The organism is Halobacillus shinanisalinarum (assembly GCF_022919835.1).
GTDB classification, from domain to species: domain Bacteria; phylum Bacillota; class Bacilli; order Bacillales; family Halobacillaceae; genus Halobacillus_A; species Halobacillus_A shinanisalinarum.
The window spans coordinates 3,810,561-3,828,900 of record NZ_CP095074.1; the positions used below are offsets into that span (position 1 = coordinate 3,810,561).

Genomic DNA, 18,340 nt, shown 5'->3' on the forward strand with positions numbered 1-18,340 from the left:
CAAGCTTTTTTGTACATACGTACGGGCGAATACCGCTCGCTTTCTGCGGACGAACACCCGAGTCTCCTCGTGAAACCCACACTGTGGGGTCTCGGATCGCCCGTTTTTCCGTAGGAGTCTCGCAGTATTCACCCTCCCGTAATCGAAAAAGACTCCCCTTCACCTAACTGACGTTTATTATCCTCCCAGACATGGCGTGTGATGTTTTTCTGATGCTTTTGATTTTGAGTGCACTCTACGGGAAGAGAGGCATTCCTTACATCGACGGGATTTGGTGTGTAATGGCGATATCCATCACGATCTGTAGTGGCATAAGTTAGTTCTTCTCCCCGGGGACACACATACACATCGCGGTCCGCATCATATAGAAATCCTTTTTGCATTTGATAAGCGAGGATAGGCAATAACCCCAAATACATCTCTTTGGGGCGAGGCCATGACAGGTAGGAGTGGTCAAGTATCCGGCATCTAAATCAACGGCTTCTAGATCAGTGAAAAAATAAAAATAGAGAGGAAAAAATCAGGCTGTCGAGACTTTCACGACAGCCTGATCATGCTTTTCCCCAAGGTATGGTTTTCTTTTATGACGGAGAGGATTCACTTGAAACATCACTCGGTTTTGCTCTTTTTACAAAAAGAGTAATGATAAAGCCGATTAAAGCAACAGCGAAAGCTATGAAATAAACTAGTTCAACTCCGGCGACGGTAGATTGCATGATCGCGTTCTCCGAAGTGGGATTTGTGGCGTTGGCCAAAAAACTTTCTTTTCTAGTTGTCATAATACTGATAAACACGGATACCCCGATCGCACCAGATACAGGCTGCAATGTATTCATAATTGCGGTTCCATGCGGATAGAGCTGTTTTGGAAGCTGATTCAACCCATTCGTCTGAGCCGGCATCATAATCGCTGATACGGATAGCATTAACAGCATGTAGCTAATAACAATGACGTAAATCGGTGTCGTTGCCTCGACACGACTGAGTGAAAACATCGTGGCTGTTAAGACAGCGGCGGCCGGAATCATTAATTTTCTAGGACCAAATTTGTCAAAAAGTTTTCCCATCACGGGGGACATCAGTCCGTTTAATAAGCTGCCTGGCAATAGGACAAGTCCTGCCGTGGCAGCAGTTAACGCGAGAGGTCCTTGCATAAACATCGGTAAAATAATTTCGGATGAGAACATTGCCATGATAACAATAATAAACAACAGAAGGGCCAACGTGAACATGGGGTATTTAAAGACACGGACATCGAGAAGTGGCTCTTCTAATTTCAACTGCCTGATTGTAAAAAAGGCCAGGGAGATAAAACCAACAACAATGAAGGTCAATACTTGCGGATCAAGAAATCCTGAATCCCCTTCACCGGCAAAGCTGAATCCAAGGACCACTCCACCGAATCCAACCGTTGAAAGCAAGATCGATAGAATATCAACCTTAGGCTTTGTGACTTCACCGACATTTTTCAAAAATTTGTAGGCAAAGACCATGGAAAACAGTGCAAATGGAATGACCGTAATAAATAGAAATCTCCAGCCCAAATGTTCCACAATAATCCCTGACAATGTCGGTCCAATCGCAGGGGCGAACATGATCACAAGACCGATCATTCCCATAACCGTTCCACGGCGTTCAGGCGGGAAGATAAGTAAGAAGGTGTTAAAGATAATCGGTATGAGCAGCCCTGTTCCAACAGCTTGAACAAGGCGACCTGTTAGTAAGATAGAAAAGGTAGGTGCCATCGCACAAATGACTGTTCCAATTGTAAATACTGTCATCGTCCCCATAAACATTTGCCTCGTAGTAAAGGTTTGCAGCAGTAGTGCTGAAATCGGAATGAGAATACCCATCACAAGCATGAATCCAGTCACCATCCACTGTACGGTTGTTGCAGATAGGCTGAACTCTGCCATTAAGGTTGTTAATGCAATGTTAAGTAATGTCTCGTTTAAAATGGCAAAAAAAGCACCTACAATTAGTGAGATCATTACAGGTTTAACGCTGAAGTTTGGATCATCAGCAAGAAATTCATATTTTGTAGTCGTTGTTCCTTCCATAGATATGCTCCTTTATTTAGGTTCCTAACAAAATACCATTATAACGGAAAGCAACGACCAAAATATACATTTTTGCTTAATTATTTTCGATCCCCTTTATAATAAAGTCGACCTGATCCCGCGGTTGCTGGATTTCGATATAACGATCTTCCTGTTCCATCCAATCCTGCCAGAAAGATAATGCCTCTTGTCCATCCCGTTCAAGTCCCCGCTTAAGCCGGACTTCTCGAGGGCACTCGACCCAGACCGTATAATCATAGTAAGACCTAAGCTGATCACGTGCAGCATAGCAGCCTTCAACAACAATAACGCCCGAAGGAGAAATATGATGCCATTCTGCAAGCTCGTCATGATCCCAGTCATAGCGCTGATAGTCAGTGGGGGACTTTTCCGACAAAGGTTTGATCACTTGGTTGAGCACACGTTTCCAATCAAAATGCCCGCCAATGTCTGTATCTCCTTGCGTTCGTGGGAAGGGAGGTAGAAGTCATCCATATGAACGACAACCCCCTCTGGTACCATCGATAAAAAATGCGCAGCCATAGTGCTTTTGCCCGCACCGCCACAGCCATCAATCCCAACGAGTAAGAGGTCTTTCTTATTATTTTTCAACCACTCCATTAGACGATCCCCTCTACATTTTATTTGGTGTTTGAATCCCGAGTAAACGCAGCCCTTCTTTGATCACGAGTGAAAAGCCGTGAACCAACGTTAAACGCGCATCCAGCTGATCCTCCTGCAATATTCGTGTCCCCGCATAATACTTATTGAACGTTTTGGCTGCATCAAGCAAATATCTCGCGACTTTCGATGGATCGTATTCCGTATAAGCCTTTTCAACAATATCAGGAAAATGACGCAACTGTTTTACTAAAGGCCATGCCTCGGAATCATCAAGAGAAACATCTGCTTTATCAAGCTTAAACTCACCCTTATCAAGTATCGACTGAGCTCGCACATACGCATACTGCAAATATGGTGCCGTATCACCTTCAAACGTCAACATATCCTCAAGCGAAAACTCCACATCATTACGACGATCATGCTTTAAATCATGAAAGATGACCGCCCCAGCCCCGACCTGCTTTGCCACTAGATCCTTATCAGCTAAACCAGGATTCTTCTCCTCAATATTCGCTTTTGCTCGTTCAATAGCCTCCTTTAGAACCTCCTCTAATAAAATCGTTTTACCTCTCCTGGTCGACATTTTTGTTCCGTTCTGAAGCATCATCCCAAACGAAATGTGTTTAATATCTTGGGCCCAAGGGAGGTTCAATTTCTTTAATACATGCTTGATCTGCTGGAAGTGGAGCGTCTGCTCATGGCCGACCACATAGAGTGCTTCGTCAAATTTATAGCTGTGATAGCGATCGATGGCAGCTGTTAAATCACGGGTAGCATAAATCGTTGTTCCATCGCTTTTCATAATTAAACAAGGAGGAAGGCTTTCCTTATCTAAAGGTACCACCTTAGCACCGTCTGATTCCGCTAATAATCCCTTATCCTTTAATAAATCAACGGTTGTATCCATTTTGTCATTGTAATAGGCTTCTCCGCGTGTGAGATCGAACGATACACCGAGCAGGTTATAGATCTTGTTGAACTCTGTTAATGAGGCATCTTTGAACCACTTCCAAAGCTCAATGGCTTCAGGGTCATTCTGTTCAAGTTTCTTAAACCAATCGCGGCCTTCCTCAATAAGCGAAGGGTTTTGCTTTGATTCTTCATGAAATTTGACATAAATCTTTGTTAGCTCAGGGAGTGGGGTTGCACGTACTAGTTCCTCATTCCCCCACTTTTTATAAGCAGCGAGCAGCTTGCCAAATTGCGTACCATAGTCACCGATATAGTTGATTTTCACCGTTTCATAGCCACATTTATCCGCTAAATTGGCAAGCGCATTACCGATGACGGTCGAGCGCAAGTGTCCCATAGAAAAGGGTTTAGCAATATTAGGTGCAGACATATCGAGCACAACGTTTTTGTTTGCCCCAAACTCATGAGAGCCATAATCTGTGCCTGATGTTAATAGTTGTTTAAGCGTATGTTCAGTAACGAAGCGCTGATTGAGGAAGATGTTGATATACCCTCCGGTTGGTTGAACGCTCGCAAATAAATCATGTTTCAATCGTGGTGCAAGTTGACCAGCAATTTTGGCGGGGGGCTGACGAAACGATTTGGCTAGTTGAAAACATGGGAACGCCAAATCGCCGAGTTCTTCCTGCTTCGGAATTTCAATGAGCGAGTGCACCCAGTCGCGGCTGTACTCTTCTCCTAGTAGGTGGGATAGCTGTAAGGCAAGGACGTGTTTTTCCATGGTTAATTCCTCCTCTTAAATATAAAAAAACCTCGTCTCATTGAAGAGACGAGGTTTGGGCTCGCGGTACCACTCTTATAGCTGCAAAACAACCACTTGAAGTTGGTAACGGGGATCATCCCCGGCGTGCTCCTACTATGTTTCGGAGCGGCTTCTCAAAAGTCCGGTTCACTGATGGATAGTCGGCCAGGCTTGCACCATTCCTGACTCGCTAAGCGACTTCCCAAAAGTTACTCTCTTTATCGCTGAATTTAGGTATTGTTCAGATTATAGCGGAGTGTTGTGTGGAATGCAATGTTTTTTCGAATAGTTGTTTTACCTTTTGGCACACTAAGAAAGCGAGGAGGATGTTTATGGATTGGGATTGGATATGGAAAGCCGTTTTAATTATTGTTGTAGGTACCTTAATTTTAAGAATCGCAGGGAGAAAGTCGATATCTCAGATGACGTTAGCACAAACGGTGATTATGATTGGGATTGGTTCATTATTGATTCAGCCTGTAGCAGGAAAAAATGTTTGGACAACGTTTGGCGTTGGTGCAGTACTTGTGCTTACATTAGTCGTTATTGAGTATGGACAAGTGAAAATGAATTGGTTTGAGAAGTTTATTACTGGACAGTCTGTGTCGATTATTAAGAATGGACAGCTCGACGAAAAAAACTTAAAAAAGCTCCGGTTTACTGTGGATCAGCTTGAAATGAAGCTAAGACAGCAGAATGTTTCGACTATTAGTGATTTGAAATCAGCGACACTTGAGCCGAATGGCCAAGTCGGTTATGAACTGATGGAGAACAAAAAACCTGCCACCAAACAGGACATAGAAGATATGAAGAAAGAAATTTTAAGTCTCAAGAATGCTTTAGGATCAAATGTTGGTATGCAGGAGTCCCCTAAATCAACTGGTAATGATATTTTTAAAGAAGTAGAAGATAAAGGACGTAATCAAAATCCACCACAACAGCTTCAGTAAACAATTGTGCAGATTATTTTCTACTATATAAATATATAGTCATGGAAGAGACGATAGATAAACAGGTCATCGGCACCGATTTTGGCAGAGCATGTATTAGAAATAAGAGTAACAGAGTGATGGCCGTAAGTTTTTTCTTAATAGAGTTTGTACAAAAAATCACCAAATGATAAGAGACGAATCTCTCCGTTGGCTCGCTTTTGAGGAGCGAGTGCACCTGCGTCTGCGAGCCTATTTAATTCGGTGCAAGGCAGCGAAGAAGGATGTTCTCTGAAGTTGCCTCGATACTCACGTATCCTTAAGCAGGAGTGGAACTTCTACTAAAACCGGTCCTGTGCAAGTCCGTTCCTTGGAAAAGAAGGACACGTTTCCTGCGTGCGAGGCCAATTCGGTAAAGGTTTTACTTGGTGCTCTGGAACGACGCCGCCTCGATCTTCTTGCGACGCACAAGGACGTGTTAGTGTCGACATTGCTCGCATGTCGTGGCGATTTTGTCTATCTTCTAATTTGGCAACTTTTTGAACTCTCACTTATAATATAAGATTGTTCCTTGGTTGAACGAGATTCCTCATATGTACACCTATAGGCACATTGTAACGGTTTTAGCCATTATTTAGGGTGAAATCTCGATTAGGACTTGCTACAATGGGAGTTAATGAATGAGGTGACGAGTATGAGAAAAGTCCAAACGATCGAGGAGGTTCAGGCTGTCATTAATGATGAACTGCTTTCATTCGTTTACATCTCCAGCCAAGGCTGCTCAGTTTGCCACAGCCTGCTCCCCCAAATTGAGAAACTTCTTGAAGAGTATCCTCGTTTCGCATCGATCCATGTGGATGCTAATGAGGTTAAAGCTATTGCAGGAACATACATTGTATTTACAGTTCCTGCCGTGATCGTCTTTTCAAAAGGAAAGGAACTGTTTCGTAAAGCGCGTTTTGTGCCAATGGAAAAATTAAACCAGCAATTAGCCAAATACAGTCAATTTATATAGGAGTAAGAACAATTACCCGAATGCTAATAGCATCGGTTTTTTTGTGGTCTTGTTTAATTTTTGTAATATTAGGATAACTCACATAACTGTATGGTTATTAGAAAAAATAATCTCCATATATTCGCGTGAGACGTAATTATTTGCGGTGAGAGAGGATGAATCGCAAATATCTCTCCATGAAACCGCTTACGCTCACTAATTGGAGTTTATAAGCATGACTTGCCTTTAAACCCTTGATATACATTTCGCAAGTGTTATTATGAAAAACGTCATATTAAAGAGCGAACAAAAAACGCGAACGGGAGAGATTAACTCATATGATCAAACAAACGATTGCTTTTCTAGGTGCAGGATCTATGGCGGAAGCGATGATTTCTGGAATGGTTGATTCCGGGAACATTCCTGCAGAACAAATTATTGTTACGAATAGAAGTAATCAAGATCGTCTAAATGAGATTCAAGATAAATACGGTGTACGGACAGTTTTAAAAGATGACTTAAATTTTTCAGAAGTAGATCAATTTATTTTAGCAATGAAGCCAAAAGACATTGATGCGGTTCTTGAAGATTTAAGACATAAAATCACACCCAATCAAGTGCTTGTATCTGTACTTGCAGGTATTTCCACTTCTTATATGGAAGAGCGTCTGAATGAAGAACAGCAAGTGATTCGTGTGATGCCGAATACGTCAAGCATGCTTAGGGAATCAGCAACAGCTGTTTGCCCAGGACATTTTGCTGCGATGGATAACGTGCTCGTGGCTAAAGAATTATTGAAATCAATTGGAGAAGTGTTTGTGATTGAAGAAGATAAAATGGACGTTTTCACAGGGATTGCAGGGAGCGGACCAGCTTACTTCTATTATTTAATGGAACACATTGAGGAAACAGGAAGTGCTGAGGGCTTAGATCGTGAAACATTACGAGAAATTGGTGCGCAAACACTGCTTGGAGCGGCGAAAATGATGTTAGAACAAGATATTACTCCATCTGAGCTTCGTGAGAATGTCACTTCACCTAACGGAACAACAGCAGCGGGGCTTGATGCCCTAAATCGTGCCGGTGGAGGAACAGCCATCTCGGAAGCAATTAAAGGCGCTGCCGGCCGTTCAAAGGAAATGAGTAAAGAATTAGAAGGAATGTTAGTAGGACAAAAATAAATAAATCAGTCGTCGACCCATACAGGTAGAACAACACGTAGTAATAGGAGTGATAAGTTGGTTAACGATACAAATAAGAAACGCGTAGTCATAAAAATTGGAAGTAGTTCATTAACAAGTCTTCATGGTGAGATCAGTCGACGTAAGCTAGAGAAGCTTGTCGATGAAGTTGTCCGCCTTAAAGATGATGGTCATGAGGTGCTTCTGGTATCTTCAGGAGCCGTTGCAGCAGGGTATCGTAAACTTGGATGCTTATCACGCCCAGAGTCATTACCAGAAAAGCAAGCCGCTGCTTCGATAGGTCAAGGATTGTTAATGGAATCATACTCCGATCTCTTTTTGTCCCATGGGTATATGGGTTCGCAAATCCTAATTACACGCAGCGACTTCTCTGATGAAAGCAGATATAATAACGCACGTAACACGATTAATGTACTCCTCGAACGCGGGATTATCCCAATTGTTAACGAAAATGATACGATCACGATCGACCGATTGAAATTTGGAGATAATGACACGTTATCCGCGAAAGTAGCAGGTCTTGTTGATGCGGATGATCTGGTCATCCTATCTGATATAGATGGTCTTTATGATGCAGATCCTCGAAAAGATGAAAATGCTCAATTACTTGATCGGGTTCACGAAATCACACCAGAGATCGAGGCTGCAGCTGGCGATCCGGGAAGTGAAGTAGGAACAGGGGGCATGAAATCTAAAATTGATGCCTTCAAGATTGCAATGGCCTCAGGGATTTCCTCTTTCCTAGGAAAAGCCAGCACAGACGGGATTGTTTATAATGCCGTTTATGGCAAAGCAATTGGAACTTACTTTGAACCAACTTCAGAACAAGAGAACTTAAACCAGAAAAAGCAATGGATTGCGTTTAACTCTGGACCTGAAGGCGATGTTACGATTGATCACACCGCCCGTGAAACCATCGTAGGTATGAAGGAAAGTCTTTTGCCAATGAACGTTCATCATGTAACCGGCCGTTTCAAAAAAGGAGCCGTCGTGCGTATTCATGACTTGGATGGGGAAGAAGTGGGACTCGGTGTCGTCAATTATTCTTCAGAACAAATGAAAGAAATGATCGGCTTAACTGAACCAGAACTTGAATCCTATGAACTTGCAGCCATTGAAAGTAAAGATCTAGTCTGTCACTTAGAAGTTTCATTGCCGGTAGGTGTTTAGGAAAATTAACCTTTTTCTCGCAGGAAGTTTTAACGGTTTCAAAAATATCAAGGAGGTCTTGGATGACACTAACAAAAAGCAATGTGAACGTTGAGGCACAAGCGATTGAAGCGAAAAAAGCATCAAAAAAACTAATGGTACTTTCCACCGAAGAAAAGAATGAAGCACTTATCCACTTAGCAGATTTTTTAGAAAAAGAATATGAAACGATTTTAACAGCTAACGAAAAAGATCTTGAGAACGGGCGCGAGAAAGGTTTTTCTGAAGCGTTTATGGATCGACTTTCTTTATCAAAAGAACGCGTGGAGGATTTTGCTAAAGGTTTGCGTGAAGTAGCTAAGCTTGATGATCCAACGGGCAGCATTCTTTCTGATTGGACACTAGAGAATGGTCTCCAAGTTGAAAAAGTAACCGTGCCCCTTGGTGTCATCGGTATGATTTATGAAGCACGCCCGAACGTAACTGTTGATGCGACAGGGCTTGCCCTTAAGTCTGGCAATGCCATTATTCTTAAAGGTGGTTCTTCCGCCATCAACTCTAACCAGGCGATCGTTGACGTGATGCACAAAGGGCTTGCTGAAACGAAGATTCCGAGTGAAGCTGTTCAATTCATCGCAAGTACTGACCGCGCGGCAACAAATCAACTTTTTACAATGAAAGAACATGTGGATGTCCTGATCCCGCGTGGCGGCGGAAAGCTGATCCAGGCGGTGGTTGAAAACGCAACAGTCCCTGTACTTGAAACAGGCGTTGGTAACTGCCACATTTACGTGGATAAGGACGCCAATGTAGAAAAAGCGATCAACATTTTAGTTAATGCCAAGACAGACCGCCCTGCTGTATGTAATGCAGCCGAAACGCTCGTCGTTCATAAAGACTGGCTTGAGCGAAACAGCGAGGCCTTAGTCGATGCCCTGCAAAAAAATAACATCAGTGTTCATGGCGATGAACACGTCATGACAGTTATTCCAGGAGCTGTCCTCGCAGGCGAAGAAGACTGGGCTAATGAATATCTAAGCACAGATATCGCTGTAAAATCAGTTGATGACATTACTGAAGCGATCGCACACATTGAAACGTATGGCACGAAGCATTCGGAAGCGATCGTAACTGAAGATAAAAAAGCATCGCGAACCTTCTTGAATCTCGTTGATGCCGCAGCGCTTTACCACAATGCGTCAACACGCTTCACAGATGGCAGCGCCCTAGGCTTTGGCGCAGAAATTGGAATCTCTACCCAGAAATTGCATGCCCGCGGCCCAATGGGATTGCCAGCACTAACGACGATTAAATTCCTAATGAAGGGCGACGGCCAAATTCGATAAAGGTTTTGATTAAATGGAAGGGAAACGATAGGTTTCTCTTCCATTTTTGTATTTTGTTTGAGCTGGGTGATGATTGTACTCTAACGGTAAGGGATTTGTTCTTAATTTTTCAAATACACCTCCCCGAAGTAAATTTAAATCCTATCCGCCTACATTTTGGATATACCCTCCTACGTTTTTTATAAACAATTATTCTCCAAAATTATGCATCAAAAGATTTATAAAACTGTTGATTGTTACGGTTTTATGACGAATATATAGTTATATAGACTTATTTTGTTGAAAACTCATAATAATAGAAATAGGATTGAGATAATGGTGATTGGTTTCTATTGCTATTCGAAAAAATTTCAGCTTCTTAATTTATGAAATATTTTTAAAGATTTTTAGATAATAATAATTAAAAACAAGTTTGAGGATTATTTTTAGGGGTAAAGAATTAAGGTAAAGGAAACGTGAGTATGGATTTCATTGCTTACTGTGAATTTACACCTATTACTTATTTGGAAAGAGAGGGTATTATGTCTGATAAAAACAATCGTAAACGGATGACGACCAACCAAGGTGTACCTATTTCTGACAACCAAAATTCCAAAACAGCAGGTAGAAATGGTCCTATTCTAATGGAAGACTACCAAATGATAGAGAAGATTGCTCATTTTGACCGTGAGCGAATTCCTGAACGTGTCGTTCACGCCAGAGGTGCAGGGGCGCACGGTGTCTTTGTTACGAAAAATAGTATGAAAAAATATACAAAGGCCGATTTCTTACAGGAAGAGGGAAAGGAAACACCCGTTTTCACCCGTTTTTCAACTGTAATTCACGGAAAACACTCTCCTGAGACAGCACGTGATCCTCGTGGTTTCTCTGTTAAATTTTACACAGATGAAGGGAACTATGACTTCGTTGGAAACACACTTCCAATATTCTTTATTCGTGATGCCATTAAATTCCCTGATGTTATTCATTCCTTAAAACCGAATCCTGTGACAAACGTTCAAGATCCTGCACGTTACTGGGATTTCATGTCCTTGTCCCCAGAAACAACAAACATGATGCTTCATTTATTTACTGATGAAGGAATCCCGGCAACGTACCGTAACATGCGAGGATCAAGTGTCCATTCCTTCAAGTGGTACAATGAACAAGGTGAAACATTCTATATTAAACTTCGCTGGGTAACGAGGCAAGGGATGAAAAATTTAACTCCTGATGCTGCTCAGGAAGTGCAAGGCAAGGACTTTAACCATGCAACGGTTGATTTGTATAATGCCATTGAAGCAGGAGATTATCCTGAGTGGGATCTCTATGTTCAAGTTCTTCGCCCTGATGAATTGGATGACTTTGACTTTAACCCTCTTGATGCGACGAAGGACTGGTTGGAAGAGGATATACCTTGGGAACTTGTTGGTACAATGACATTAAATAAAAATGTCGATAACTTCTTTGAAGAAACAGAGCAAGTCGGCTTTAACCCAGGTGTACTCGTGCCTGGAATGATGCCTTCTGAAGACCAACTGCTTCAAGGTCGTTTATTCTCGTATTCTGATACGCAACGCCACCGCGTTGGGCCGAACTATCAGCAGCTGCCTATTAATCGACCTAAAGTTGATGTGAGTAATAATCAGCAGGAAGGCTTCATGGCACGGGATACTGGGATCGGCCATACAAACTATGAACCTAACAGTGCCGAGGGTGAACCAGCGCCTGTTGAAGGGTATGAAGAGCCCGCCCAGCCGCTAAGCGGTGAAATCGAACGTTCCATCATTGATAAACCCAACTATTACGGTCAAGCTGGACGTATTTATAGAAGCTACGATCAGGAGAAGAAGGATGCATTAGTCCGGAACCTTCTTGGTGATTTTGACCAGATTAAAGACCGCAACATCGTAGGTCGCGCGATCGCCAATTTCTATCAGGCTGATGAAAGTCTAGGTAAATTGCTTGCTGAAAATTCTAAGATCGATTTAGATGAATATGTAGGACGGAAAGTCTAACCCTGGTTAACCTTGCTTCCCTTAGATGGGAGGCAGGGTTTTATTTTGTTTGGATGTTGTTTGGCATTCTAACTCAGTTGGCTGTCTACTAACACAGAAAATAAACCTCATTAAATACCATGAGAACTAATGAGGTTTCCACAAGAGCTTTCTATGTAAAGTATCACTTATTTTCTTCTATTTCTTGCTTAACTCCTTTTTTGAAAAAATTATATATGGTAGTGTTTAACCTTATTTAAGATGGGTATGGGTTCTGTACGTAGGAAAGTTCCCCTCAGAAACCCAGTAATAATAGCAGCAACCATGAAATCGGCTTCGAAGAGATCATTTTTTGACAAGGAGTGTTTTTTTAAATGAAAGACCTTTATCCTTCCAGAAAAAATACCAAGCCGGAAATTATGAAACGAAAGGATCCTGTGATTCACACAGATCGATCTAAAGATGCTCAAGCTCCTATCTCAAAGAGGCAGCTTGACTTTTATGAGGAAAATGGTTTTTTACAGATTGAGAATTTCTTCTCTGAACAGGAAGTATCTGAAATGCAAAAAGGCATTTTTGAGCTTCAAGGTGAAAGTAGTGATGTGAGTTCAGAAAAAGTGATTCGTGAACCTGAAAGTGATGAAATCAGATCGATTTTTCACGTACATCAAGATGATGATTATTTCAAGAAAGTAGTAAACGATCAACGCTTGCTTGATATCGTAAACCATCTTCTCGGAAGCGATGTGTACATCCACCAATCTCGAATCAATTATAAGCCAGGGTTTACAGGGAAAGAATTTGATTGGCATTCTGATTTTGAAACATGGCATGTAGAGGATGGAATGCCGCGGATGAGGGGTGTCAGTCTATCAATCGCCTTGTCTGATAACTATACATTCAACGGGCCTTTAATGCTGATACCTGGGTCCCATAACTACTATGTTAGCTGCATAGGAGAAACACCAGACAACAACTACAAAGAATCATTGAAAAGACAAAAGCTTGGAGTTCCTGATCATGATAGTTTAAGATGGCTCGCTGATCAAGGCGGTGGTATTTCCGTGCCCACGGGAGCAGCAGGTTCTATCACCTTATTTGAAAGCAATACCATGCATGGTTCAAACGGCAATATTACACCATATAGCCGCAACAACTTATTCATGGTTTATAATAGCGTGGAAAACCAACTGGTTAAGCCATATTCAGGAGGGGAGAAGCGTCCTGAATTCATCGCTGTACGAGATGGTGCCCCAACATTAAGCAGTAGTAGGTAAAGAGATATGGGGAACTTTCCTAAAGGTATTACTGGCTATAAAATGGGCTGTTTCAAAACGGGGTAAAGCAGTCCTTTTGAAACAGCCCTTATTAGGTGGATTACTGAAAAGTGAGACAGTTGCGAAGTGAGTTTTCAGTAACCTATTTTTTGATAATATTAATCAGTTTCAAATTGAGTAACAAAATAATTATGAGGAAAGGGTAGATTAGCCCGGAGAACTAGATGTGCCATTGATCACTATGATAAAAAATCCCTACCTCCAAAAGTAAAAGCTCATAAGTCACTGAGAAGATTGACCAAGCCAATATGTAAAAAGATTTTGTGGTTAGCCCTTTACTGTTAGGGAAAATTTATAACCAATATGTTTACAGCTAGATAGACACCAAAAATGAATAGAAGCGTTTCAAAGTCTGCCCCCTTGTCAAAGTATCCATATAGGTTATATCTAGGATCAAGATAAGTATCGACAATCAGTTGGAGAGAGACGGTAAAATAGGACTGTGCCATATATATCTAACTATGTCACTCTCTTAGGTACAAAAAAAGCTGTTAAATGGAATATGGCTACAGTTATAAGTAAAAGGTCATTATATTCCCTTTTTAGGATTAATCCTGAACAGAACCATTTTATATTAGAGATGATGTTACCTGTCTTTTTTTGTGAGGCCTAATTATCGAGACTATACTGTAACGGAGCAGGATAATAGTGGTTATCAATTTCTTTCGCACTGTTGTAATTTTGTTTAGGCTGTACAGATGGTTAAAGACTTAGGGGTGCATATGGATGTGTCGAAAAGAGGGATGGAAGCTGATCAAGCTCTTTCTCTTATGTCTTATACCTATCTAACTCAGTTCCTACAGCTTTCAGTACATCCAGTTTAAGTTGTTTCTTTTGCTCCAATATGTCCTTACTATATCCTGCCTGTAGCTGACTCATGGCTTTTGATATATCCTCTAGGTCCGCATAGGCTTCCTGTCCTAACGCCTGTAGATCAGTAACTTTGTTATGCTCCATAGGTATTCAGCTCCTTAAACTTTAGTCCTGCCGTATTATGCCCCAATTAAGAATAGATATGCATAGGGCGAGCGAAGTTTTTTTGTTTTGGTTTTATATAAATTAAGATATAATATTTGAAGAGTTATAATAATTTATTTTTACCCTAAACAGAGCATTCAACAGTCCGTCATACAGAAAAAACAGTCTCTCTCATGTGCTGGCAAGGCTGAGAGTTATTTTTTATGCTTACATAATTGTTGATATAGGAAGTGGTTCTTGTGGCAAAAGCAAACGATGATAGGATAGGTGAAACAGGATACACGCCAAAGGATAGGCCTTTTTGGATGGCCATCGTGGCATTGACGGTCGCCTCATTTATGACGTTCTCCAATATATATATGGTACAGCCGATTCTACCTCAATTTGTTGACGAGTTCGGTGTAAACGCGACTGTATCAAGTTTGCTGCTTTCATTAACGATCTTTTCTTTAATTTTAGGATTGTTATTTTTCGGACTCATGTCTGATAGATGGGGAAGAGTAGCGTTAATGAAAGGAACGATCCTGCTTTCCATTATTCCGTTACTCATTATTCCTTTTTTAGAATCGTTTACAATGATTTTGATTTTACGTTTTATTCAAGGTTTTTTTGCTGCTGGACTTCCCGCAGCTGCAATTGCCTATATTGGAGAAGAATTTGAGCAGCGAAGTATTCGGATAGGGATCTCCTTTTATATTGCCAGTAATGCTGTTGGTGGCATGTTTGGCAGGGTATTTGTAGGTTACCTGACGGAGCAGAGTTCCTGGCAAACAGCCATCTGGTTCTTATTTGCAATAGAAACAGTCTTTTTCCTAGCTTTTTTATTTCTGTTACCAAAATCTAAGAATTTTGAATCGAGTAAACTCCCTGTTAAAGAAGACTTGGCTATGATGTTTATCCATTTGAAAAATAGAAACCTCATTCCAGCCTTTTATATGGGAGTTGTTATTCAATTGGCATTTACAGGAGTTTGGACTTATTTGCCGTTTTATTTAATGGGTGATCCTTATTACTTGTCCATTGGGACCATTACGGTAGCTTATTTTGCTTATGGAATGGGACTGGTCGGTTCGCCGCTTGCCAGTAAACTATCCCTTACCTTTGATTTAAGTAAGATTATCATGATTAGTGCAGCAGTGATGCTGACAGGTATAGTCATAACAATATTACCGACTGTGCCGTTAGTATATACTGGACTTATTCTCATGTGTCTCGGCTTCTTTGTGATTCATTCGATGATGGCATGGCTGGTTAATCAGCAGGCAACTCATCACAAGGGAGGGGCTTCCAGCCTATATCTCGTTAGTTATTACATCGGCGTTTCAGGGGGCGGCACCATTACAGGTCTCTTATGGAGTCGGTGGGGCTGGATAGGAGTAATTTCGCTCGCTGTTCTAGTCATTCCGGGTGTGTTGTGGGGAAAAAGAACTTATCTAAGTACAAACTAGTAGTGGGCGTACATGTTATCAGCCATCACCAGTTACTTTGCCGAGTGTAATTCCGAAACAATGGACCTATATGATCGAATATTAGAAGTGATGTTAACTAAAGGAATATTTAGTAAGCCCCCAAATTTTCCTGCTCCAAGCGGGATTGATTTTGTGAAAAGTCAAAGTTACTTAACAGGGTGGTTTGGAAAACGTAGACCGTTGAATGCCACAGAAGTAACTGGTCTAATCAAAAGACGATAGTCAAAATCGTGTTAGAAGTTGGATTCAGTCAGGTGGTTCAATCAAAAGATATTCGTAAGTATTTTCAAAGAGGAGTGTCCCTTTGTAAAAGACAGGTTAATATAATAAACAATATCCTATCTGAAGAGAACCTACCTTCACCAAAGAGATGGGAATCTGAAATTTCTAGTTCCACCATTCCTCCTTTTTCAAACAAACTTATGTTGTACCACATTGTTGTATTAGTATCTGCTGCAATGGGCTTTTATGGGAAAGGTCTGTCCGTCGCCCAAAGACAGGATTTAGCCCTCCAATATGTAAGATTGATAACTGATATTGGCAAGTATGCCGAGGATGGCGCAAATCTCCTGATAAAGTACGGCTGGATGGAACAACCACCTATGGCTCCTGATCGTACAGCCTTGGCTAAAAAGGAAGTTATTGATTAATACGAGCATGCTTATATGGTAAAGTCGAAATAAATCACCAATCATTATGATCACCTCAGTTCCTTACATTGAACTGAGGTGTTTATTTGTTATTCAACGAATATATCGTGATCCTGATTAAAGTTCACAATATGAAAATGAATGAACCCTCACTTTTTGGCTTGAATTTTCAGAATTGTCGATATAAAATAGAAAATACATACTAACTGGTATGTTTGAATGTACAAGACGGATTGAGCGTGATGGGGATGAGTATGTAAAAGATAGCCTTTTTGGGGGAAACCCCCGTTGTTCAAGGACAGTAGAGTGGGGACCTGAGAATCTATGTAAGCGCGTGCAGGCAGGACAGCTTCTCACAAGCCGTCAGAAATGGATTCCCGACGCCCGATTGAACTAAACAGCTCGACTGCTCACCCTCAAGGCAGCATACATAAGGTAGCTACAGAATGTCGTAGAACGCACGATTGAAAAGTTTGGTTCGATTGATATTCTTGTCAATAACAGTGGAGCATCATGGGGAGCTCTAACACTTGAGATGCCTCTTGAGGCTTTTCAAAAGGTTATGAATGTCAACGTAACAGGGACCTTTCTGATGTCACAAAAGGTTGGGCAGGTAATGGTGAAGCAAGAATCGGGAAAGATCATTAACATAGCCTCTGTGGCCGGGATTGGGGGTACTGATCCTGAGTTTATGGATACAGTCGGGTACAATGCGAGCAAAGGTGCCGTCATTACATTTACCAAAGATTTAGCAGTAAAATGGGGTCCGAAAAATATTCAGGTGAATGCGCTAGCTCCAGGGTTCTTTCCAACGAAAATGTCCAAAGGATTACTTGAACAAGGTGGGGATTTAATTCTCGACCGGACACCATCGGGTCGATTCGGAACAGAGGAGGATTTGAAGGGAGCTGCTTTGTTCCTGGCATCAAGAGCTTCAAATTATGTTACAGGCGACGTATTAGTCGTAGACGGTGGCATGCATGCTTCCTGTTAGCGTACTAATTTTATAAAAATAAGGAGGAATAATATGGTGGTTAAACATGTAACTGTAATAGGCGCAGGTTCAATGGGACATCAAATTGCGATGCTTAGTGCGTTAGCTGGATTTCAAACGAGTGTGCAGGACATGAGTCAAGATTCGCTTGATCAGGCGAAGAAAAAATTGACTGAGATTATGCAAAGATGGATCCAAAAAAAGAAAATCACCGCTCGGGATCGGGATGAAGCCTTTGAGCGCATCATGTTTACGACGGATTTGAAAGAGGCCGCCAGTGAAGCTGATCTTGTTATTGAAGCAGTTGTTGAAAAGTTAAAGGTAAAGCGTGAAGTGTTTGCGCGAGTAGATGAAATTGCGCCAAAGAATGCTGTGCTTGCCACAAATTCATCGACAATAGTCAGCTCATTAATTGCGGATGCTACATCCCGTCCTGAGAAAGTCTGCAACATTCACTTCTTCTTCCCACCGCTCGTAATGGATTGTGTGGAAGTCGTTAAAGGCGACCATACCTCTGAAGAATCAGCTCAGCTGGCTATGGATGTGTGTGAACAGATGAATCGTACGGCCGTTCTTTTACAAAAAGAAATTTCCGGTTTTATTGCGAATCGAATACTATTTGCGATCCAGAAGGAAGCGATGGCTTTATACGAAGGAGGATATGCTGATTTCAAGGATATTGACAGAATTACCCGTAAAGCCTTAAGTCATCCAATTGGGCCATTTGAATTGATGGATCTCTCTGGCATTGATGTCGGCTATTATGTGATGCAACAGCGCTACGCAGAAACAGGGGATCCAGAGGATAAACCGTCAGAGACACTTGTGAAAAAAGTGGAGGCCGGGGAGTTTGGCAGGAAGACCGGCAAAGGATTTTATACGTACAACAACAAAGTGAAGAGCAGATAAGGGGCGATG

General features: G+C 41.6%; 17 protein-coding genes, 1 pseudogene and 1 other annotated feature. Of the genes and pseudogenes, 12 read left to right on the forward strand and 6 right to left on the reverse strand.

Translation table 11 applies throughout. The features are described from left to right. Window positions 1-128: 128 nt before the first annotated feature. The 5 genes from MUO14_RS18790 to argS form a co-directional block, all read right to left on the reverse strand. Window positions 129-413: a hypothetical protein gene (locus tag MUO14_RS18790; RefSeq protein WP_244752088.1), complete on the reverse strand. Its 285-nt coding sequence runs from the start codon at window positions 411-413 to the stop codon at window positions 129-131. A gap of 168 nt (window positions 414-581) precedes the next feature. After that, window positions 582-2,060, reverse strand: a complete 1,479-nt coding sequence (locus tag MUO14_RS18795) for a DHA2 family efflux MFS transporter permease subunit (protein ID WP_244752089.1) — start codon at window positions 2,058-2,060, stop codon at window positions 582-584. Window positions 2,061-2,136: 76 nt separating this feature from the next. After that, entirely contained in the window at window positions 2,137-2,457 is a 321-nt protein-coding gene (locus tag MUO14_RS18800; RefSeq protein WP_244752090.1) for a uridine kinase family protein, read from the reverse strand. 8 nt (window positions 2,458-2,465) lie between these two features. Continuing rightward, the gene (locus MUO14_RS18805; protein WP_244752091.1) at window positions 2,466-2,681 is read right to left on the reverse strand and encodes a hypothetical protein; all 216 of its coding nucleotides are present in this window, start codon (window positions 2,679-2,681) and stop codon (window positions 2,466-2,468) included. Window positions 2,682-2,694: 13 nt separating this feature from the next. Beyond that, window positions 2,695-4,377 (reverse strand): arginine--tRNA ligase, encoded by a 1,683-nt coding sequence (argS, locus tag MUO14_RS18810; protein WP_244752092.1) that lies wholly within the window; start codon window positions 4,375-4,377, stop codon window positions 2,695-2,697. Between the two features lie 41 nt (window positions 4,378-4,418). Continuing rightward, window positions 4,419-4,632 (reverse strand) — a binding site (T-box leader). Window positions 4,633-4,730: 98 nt separating this feature from the next. On the opposite strand from argS, the gene MUO14_RS18815 reads away from it, so the two are divergent. The 7 genes from MUO14_RS18815 to thpD all read left to right on the forward strand — a co-directional run bounded on the left by MUO14_RS18815 (window position 4,731) and on the right by thpD (window position 13,271). Then, complete coding sequence (locus MUO14_RS18815) at window positions 4,731-5,348, forward strand: DUF421 domain-containing protein (RefSeq protein ID WP_244752093.1); 618 nt, start codon at window positions 4,731-4,733, stop codon at window positions 5,346-5,348. A 673-nt stretch (window positions 5,349-6,021) separates the two neighbouring features. Beyond that, window positions 6,022-6,342, forward strand: a complete 321-nt coding sequence (locus MUO14_RS18820; RefSeq protein ID WP_244752094.1) for a thioredoxin family protein — start codon at window positions 6,022-6,024, stop codon at window positions 6,340-6,342. 317 nt (window positions 6,343-6,659) lie between these two features. Beyond that, window positions 6,660-7,502, forward strand: a complete 843-nt coding sequence (gene proC, locus MUO14_RS18825) for a pyrroline-5-carboxylate reductase (protein ID WP_244752095.1) — start codon at window positions 6,660-6,662, stop codon at window positions 7,500-7,502. 57 nt (window positions 7,503-7,559) lie between these two features. Then, window positions 7,560-8,693, forward strand: a complete 1,134-nt coding sequence (proB, locus tag MUO14_RS18830; protein WP_244752096.1) for a glutamate 5-kinase — start codon at window positions 7,560-7,562, stop codon at window positions 8,691-8,693. A gap of 62 nt (window positions 8,694-8,755) precedes the next feature. Beyond that, window positions 8,756-10,018: a glutamate-5-semialdehyde dehydrogenase gene (locus MUO14_RS18835; RefSeq protein WP_304654196.1), complete on the forward strand. Its 1,263-nt coding sequence runs from the start codon at window positions 8,756-8,758 to the stop codon at window positions 10,016-10,018. Between the two features lie 521 nt (window positions 10,019-10,539). Then, on the forward strand, window positions 10,540-12,015 hold the full coding sequence (locus MUO14_RS18840) for a catalase (RefSeq protein ID WP_244755675.1): 1,476 nt from the start codon (window positions 10,540-10,542) through the stop codon (window positions 12,013-12,015). Between the two features lie 353 nt (window positions 12,016-12,368). Then, window positions 12,369-13,271: an ectoine hydroxylase gene (gene thpD, locus MUO14_RS18845; protein WP_244752097.1), complete on the forward strand. Its 903-nt coding sequence runs from the start codon at window positions 12,369-12,371 to the stop codon at window positions 13,269-13,271. An 828-nt stretch (window positions 13,272-14,099) separates the two neighbouring features. On the opposite strand, the gene MUO14_RS18850 is transcribed toward thpD, so the two are convergent. Further along, a complete protein-coding gene (locus MUO14_RS18850; protein ID WP_244752098.1) occupies window positions 14,100-14,288 on the reverse strand; it encodes a hypothetical protein in 189 nt (62 codons plus the stop codon). Between the two features lie 260 nt (window positions 14,289-14,548). Here MUO14_RS18850 and MUO14_RS18855 point away from each other — a divergent pair, with 260 nt between their 5' ends. From MUO14_RS18855 to MUO14_RS18870, 5 genes and pseudogenes are all read left to right on the forward strand, one after another. Continuing rightward, window positions 14,549-15,757 (forward strand): MFS transporter, encoded by a 1,209-nt coding sequence (locus tag MUO14_RS18855; protein WP_244752099.1) that lies wholly within the window; start codon window positions 14,549-14,551, stop codon window positions 15,755-15,757. A 12-nt stretch (window positions 15,758-15,769) separates the two neighbouring features. Further along, on the forward strand, window positions 15,770-16,000 hold the full coding sequence (locus tag MUO14_RS24865) for a DUF3231 family protein (protein ID WP_396265721.1): 231 nt from the start codon (window positions 15,770-15,772) through the stop codon (window positions 15,998-16,000). After that, window positions 15,997-16,428 (forward strand): DUF3231 family protein, encoded by a 432-nt coding sequence (locus MUO14_RS18860; RefSeq protein ID WP_255822211.1) that lies wholly within the window; start codon window positions 15,997-15,999, stop codon window positions 16,426-16,428. Before MUO14_RS24865 ends, MUO14_RS18860 begins: the two co-directional genes overlap by 4 nt. Before the next feature lie 439 nt (window positions 16,429-16,867). After that, window positions 16,868-17,422, forward strand: a pseudogene (locus tag MUO14_RS18865) (SDR family oxidoreductase); the annotation flags it as partial. A 33-nt stretch (window positions 17,423-17,455) separates the two neighbouring features. Beyond that, window positions 17,456-18,331, forward strand: a complete 876-nt coding sequence (locus MUO14_RS18870; RefSeq protein ID WP_244752101.1) for a 3-hydroxyacyl-CoA dehydrogenase family protein — start codon at window positions 17,456-17,458, stop codon at window positions 18,329-18,331. Window positions 18,332-18,340 lie beyond the last annotated feature (9 nt).

Bases quoted from the DNA above. Each gene is read 5' to 3' on its own strand.
- MUO14_RS18795 (WP_244752089.1), bottom strand. From the start codon at position 2,060: ATGGAAGGAACAACGACTACAAAATATGAATTTCTTGCTGATGATCCA.
- MUO14_RS18805 (WP_244752091.1), bottom strand. From the start codon at position 2,681: ATGGAGTGGTTGAAAAATAATAAGAAAGACCTCTTACTCGTTGGGATT.
- argS (WP_244752092.1), bottom strand. From the start codon at position 4,377: ATGGAAAAACACGTCCTTGCCTTACAGCTATCCCACCTACTAGGAGAA.
- MUO14_RS18815 (WP_244752093.1), top strand. From the start codon at position 4,731: ATGGATTGGGATTGGATATGGAAAGCCGTTTTAATTATTGTTGTAGGT.
- MUO14_RS18820 (WP_244752094.1), top strand. From the start codon at position 6,022: ATGAGAAAAGTCCAAACGATCGAGGAGGTTCAGGCTGTCATTAATGAT.
- proC (WP_244752095.1), top strand. From the start codon at position 6,660: ATGATCAAACAAACGATTGCTTTTCTAGGTGCAGGATCTATGGCGGAA.
- MUO14_RS18835 (WP_304654196.1), top strand. From the start codon at position 8,756: ATGACACTAACAAAAAGCAATGTGAACGTTGAGGCACAAGCGATTGAA.
- MUO14_RS18840 (WP_244755675.1), top strand. From the start codon at position 10,540: ATGTCTGATAAAAACAATCGTAAACGGATGACGACCAACCAAGGTGTA.
- thpD (WP_244752097.1), top strand. From the start codon at position 12,369: ATGAAAGACCTTTATCCTTCCAGAAAAAATACCAAGCCGGAAATTATG.
- MUO14_RS18850 (WP_244752098.1), bottom strand. From the start codon at position 14,288: ATGGAGCATAACAAAGTTACTGATCTACAGGCGTTAGGACAGGAAGCC.
- MUO14_RS24865 (WP_396265721.1), top strand. From the start codon at position 15,770: ATGTTATCAGCCATCACCAGTTACTTTGCCGAGTGTAATTCCGAAACA.
- MUO14_RS18870 (WP_244752101.1), top strand. From the start codon at position 17,456: ATGGTGGTTAAACATGTAACTGTAATAGGCGCAGGTTCAATGGGACAT.